General features: G+C 43.3%; 4 protein-coding genes. 3 read left to right on the top strand and 1 reads right to left on the bottom strand.

Features of this window, described 5'->3' with window-relative positions; translation table 11 throughout:
- The coding region (locus tag AB4496_RS03925; RefSeq protein WP_372130605.1) for a YitT family protein at positions 1 to 202 on the bottom strand (202 nt) is incomplete at its 3' end.
- Between the two features lie 639 nt (positions 203 to 841).
- Between AB4496_RS03925 and AB4496_RS03930 the strand changes: the two genes are divergently transcribed.
- The 3 genes from AB4496_RS03930 to AB4496_RS03940 all read left to right on the top strand — a co-directional run.
- Positions 842 to 2047 carry an MFS transporter gene (locus tag AB4496_RS03930; RefSeq protein WP_102258227.1) on the top strand — a complete coding sequence of 402 codons (1206 nt, stop codon included), beginning with the start codon at positions 842 to 844 and terminating at the stop codon, positions 2045 to 2047.
- Between the two features lie 224 nt (positions 2048 to 2271).
- A complete protein-coding gene (locus tag AB4496_RS03935) occupies positions 2272 to 2997 on the top strand; it encodes a sulfite exporter TauE/SafE family protein (RefSeq protein WP_170962739.1) in 726 nt (241 codons plus the stop codon).
- A 390-nt stretch (positions 2998 to 3387) separates the two neighbouring features.
- Positions 3388 to 4853 (top strand): methyl-accepting chemotaxis protein (locus AB4496_RS03940; RefSeq protein WP_372130607.1); only part of this gene is annotated, 1466 nt, incomplete at its 3' end.

Consider the following 4853-nt stretch of genomic DNA (forward strand, 5'->3'; position numbering starts at 1 on the left):
ACAAAATATAGAAAGGTAAGTTAAGTGCGAAGAACACTTGGCCAAAGCTCAAATCTGTCACTTTGGTAATGAAGATCGCTAGACCAGCCGTGCCTCCGGTGAGCAAACCGACTTGATTGAAAAAGATAACGCCGAGTGACACTAGCGCGCTACCTAAGATCAGTGCCAGTAAGTTTTCGCGAAGGTTATGATCTTTATCCATGTGAATGACTCTCCCTGAATCTTTTAACATCGCGTTTCAGTCCCGTTGAAACGATTGAAGTACAAATTTACGATGTTTAACAGATAAGTCGAGTAAATGCGCAGTGTTACTGAGTGATTAATTTGTATACTAGCTTTTACAGGCTTTAAAATACTTCACTAAAACAAGCAGTTATATCTAAAAAATTAAATATCCATCCTAAATTCTCCGCTTCTACCACATAATCAGCGAGCTTCGTGTTTTCCTATTTATTAGCTACGTTTCATTCCAACTCCAGCGATGCTTAAATCTATGCATAAAACGCATAGACTAAATCACAAAAGGTCATTTGATACATACCCTACTCGTCATTATGATGCGCGACTTCTTACAACATTGAGCGCATGTAAACACCTTATGTTTTCACAATCTCTTTTTGCCCAACTCGCCAGAATGACGCTATTCCTTGTCATTAGTTTGGTAATTGTGCATCACAATCAGCCATTGATCGATCTCTTGGCTCAGCATGCCGTTAGCAGTGGATGCCACCAGCAGTCAGCGCATGAGCATTCCGGGCACGAACACCACAATAAAATGACTGACCAACACATGTCAGCGCAAGACCACTCACATCACCACCATTAATTTAAGAGTATTAGAATGAGCATTTTCCGTTTTCCTTTACTGGTATGGCTTGGGATCGGCACACTTATTATCAGTCTAGGGATCAGACAATCATTCGGCATTTTCATGATGCCAATTTCAGAGCATTTCGGCACGGGTCGAGAGTTTTTCAGCTTCGCGATTGCGCTACAAAACCTATTGTTTGGCGTGTTCCAACCTTTTGTTGGTATGGCTGCTGACAAATGGGGAGCAAGACGCATCATTATTGCTGGCGCATGTGCTTACGGTTTGGGTTTACTTCTTACCTCTATTTCTACCGAATCAAGCATGCTTTACGTTTCATTAGGCGCATTAGTTGGCCTTGGATTGAGTGCGACGAGCTATGTGATCGTGCTAGGCGCGGTAGCAAACGTAGTACCTGCAGAGCACGCAGCGAAGGCATTTGGTTTAACCACAGCAGCAGGTTCATTTGGTATGTTCGCGGTAATTCCGGGCGCGCAATACATGTTGAACGAATTTGACTGGCAGAGTGCAATGCAAGTCTTTGGCGTACTTTGTTGTTTCATGATCTCTTTTGCCCTGTTTATGCGAGCGCCGAAGTCGGCAACCAATAAGCAAGTAGAAGACACTCAGACACTAAAAGAAGCGCTGTCTGAAGCATTTGCGAACAAAAGTTATTGGTTAATTCACGCAGGCTTCTTCGTGTGTGGTTTCCACGTGATGTTCATTGCGACGCACTTACCGAGTTACTTAGCCGACAAAAACCTACCCGCGAGCAGCGCAGCAATGGCACTGGCTTATGTGGGTATCTTCAACATCTTCGGATCTTACTTCTGGGGTGTGATGGGCGATAAGTTCAGCAAGCGTCATGTAATGTCGGCACTGTACTTAGTACGTACTGTGGTTATCGGAGCTTTTGTCACTTTGCCTGTTACTGAGTCAACCGCGGCTATCTTCGGTGCAGCGATTGGTTTTTGTTGGTTGGGTACGGTTCCGCTAACTTCTGGCTTAGTTCGTCAGATCTTCGGTGCTCGTTACCTGTCGACGTTGTACGGTTTGGTGTTCTTTACTCACCAAGTGGGTAGCTTCTTAGGCGCTTGGGTTGGCGGTCGTATTTACGATTACTACGGTTCTTACGAGCCAATCTGGTGGTCAACCGTGGTACTTGCATTTGCGGCAGCGCTTATCCATTTACCAATCAATGACAAGCCGATTGAGCGACTGAAATTGGCAATGGCTTAACGTTTAACACTGACTCCCCCACTAGCGTAAACAACAAGTCGTTCCAATAAAGCGAGTGAGTATTGAAAGGAAGTATCCTGATATGCTCACTCGCTTTTTTGTTAGTCGTTATTATCGAAATGATAACTAACGAAACTTGCATAAGCCTCACTGAATAATAAGACTATTCTTTTCGTTTTAATTTATAGTATCCACTCGCTCCTTTAAAACTAATTCGCAGGCTTATGGAATACCTAGATCAGACCGCCCTTATCGCGATGGCACTCATTTTTGTCGGCTCGTTTGTACAAACAGCAATCGGCTTTGGCTTGGCTATTGTGGCTGCCCCGTTGTTGTTTTTAGTCTCGCCCGACTATGTACCTGCGCCTATCTGTTTAGTTGGCCTGTTCATCTCGTTATTCAACGCCTTTAAACACCGTGCAAACATTTCTATTGGCGGATTAAAAATCGCATTACTAGGACGCATTCCAGGCTCACTAGCAGGCGGTGCCTTGTTGGTGATGGTTTCAACGAGCGTGTTGTCACTTTGGTTAGGTTTATTAGTGGTATTTGCAGTGATTGTCAGCTTGCTTCCATTTAGGTTAGAGCCGACGCCTGCCAAAATGGGCATCGCGGGATTCTTCTCAGGATTTTTTGGCACCAGTTCAGGTATTGGTGGTCCACCTATGGCACTGCTACTCCAACACCAAGATGCCAATCAGCTGCGTGGCAACTTGTCTGCCTTTTTTGTCTTTAGTTCAATCATTTCGTTGATTGTTCAGATCCCAATTGGCTTCTTCACTATGCACCATTTGATCATCACCATACCTTTGCTGCCTGCTGCTTGGTTGGGTTACAAAGTGGCGTTAATGACCACGCAAAGCATTCCTAAAGAGAAGATACGAATTGGTTCTTTACTGTTATGTTCTATCAGTGGCTTTACTGCCATTTGGCAGGGCTTAGCTGGTTAGTATAGAGATAACGTAAGTACTGAAGGTTGCTTACGTTTTGTAACTATTTTGATGACAGCTCACTCATCTCAATAAGCAAGCGCATATGACTGACTAGTGACGTTATCCATTATGCTCAAATACCCTAATGCGGCGCCTTATTTAAGCTTTAAAGTCAGTACCACACTGTCGTAAACATCTCTATCTGGCGGTCACGATTCCCTCTCATTCAGCATCAATGAACCATTACTGCATAAACCATTTTTTCATGAGCTTTTTGTATACAGAGCTGAGACTGTTCAAATTAGACTAAATGTTCAATTGAGAGCGTAGTTGCATTCACTATATCTCTATATACTCGCACAATCATTAGCCAGACAGATGAGCACGCTCAGTATTAAGGACATTCATATGAAACAACTTGGATTTAAGCAGGTTCTTTTAGTCGCAGTATCAGTAATAATCGCAATAAGTGTCGGTTCAGCCAACTATTTATCATATCAGAGTAAGAAGGAAGCACTCACTGACACTATTTATCAGAGCACACAAGACCGTATTCGCATTGAAGGGAATAAGGTTGAGACTTACCTAGAAGCAAAAACACAAGCAGTAGCAAAAGTAGCTGCTGATTATCGTCAACATAATTATCAAGATAGACACGCCGAGCGAATGCGCGTGGGCTCATTAGGTGCTGATGTCGCGAACTTGATGATAGGTTTTGACAATGGCGATGCTTATGCCTCATTCGATTACCCGGGCTGGGATAATCACAAAAGCCCATCAAGCTACGACCCTCGCAGTAAAGCTTGGTACAAAGAAGGTAAGCGTTCAGGAAGCCTTGTATATACAGACCCATATACAGACTCCACAACAGGTACCTTAATGGTGAGCATTGGTAAAGATGTTGGTAACGGTGTGGTATTGGCAGACATTCCACTCGATGTTTTAAGTGACACTGTCTCTGAAATCGACCTCAACGGTGCTATTTCGATGATGATGACCAATGACATGACGGTGCTGGCTAGCACATCCAGTGTGGTTAAAGTGGGCACTAAATTAACGGATTACGCTTCTTTGAAAGACGTTGCAAAAAAAGCACAAAATTCAGAAAGCACAATCGTTAATTATAGTATCAACAGCGTTGAGAAAGTGATGTTCAGCCATGCGGTTAGCTATGGTGACAAAGAGTGGTACCTACTTGTTGGATTAGACAAAAGCGTCGTATTCGCAGCGCTAGAAGTCGCTCAGCAGCAAGCAATTATGATCACGATTGTCTACCTATTGATCAGCGTAGTTGCCACGTTATTCATTCTCAATATTCTTTACAAACCCATCCTAGCGTTGAAAGGAACCATTACAGGGCTATCAAATGGTGATGGTGATTTAACTCAGAGACTCGAAGTAAAGAAACACGATGATTTAGGGCAAATCGCATCTGGTGTAAACCAATTCATCGAGCATATACAAGACTTGATGCTAAAGATTGACGCAGCATCGTCTGAACTGAAAGAAAATGTGCAGCAACTTGAACATAAATCAGATGAAAATAACCACATTTTGAATCAGCACGTGCAAGAAACTGAACAAATTGTCACTGCCATTGAAGAAATGAGTTCAACAGCTGACGCCGTTGCCCAAAATGCAGGTGAAACGGCGCAATCAACTAAAGTCGCGTCGGATATCGGGGAGCAATCACTCAATGCTGTCGGTGATGCACAAATGAAGGTTAATGCACTAGTTTCTGAGATAGAGAACACATCATCGAACCTAGAAAGCATGAGCCAAGAAACTAAAGGGATCAGTGATATTTTGACAGTGATTGGTGAAATCGCTGAACAGACCAATCTCCTTGCGTTAAATGCAGCGATTGAAGCCGC

This window comes from Vibrio sp. 10N.222.46.A1 (assembly GCF_041473595.1).
Classification (GTDB): domain Bacteria; phylum Pseudomonadota; class Gammaproteobacteria; order Enterobacterales; family Vibrionaceae; genus Vibrio; species Vibrio tasmaniensis_A.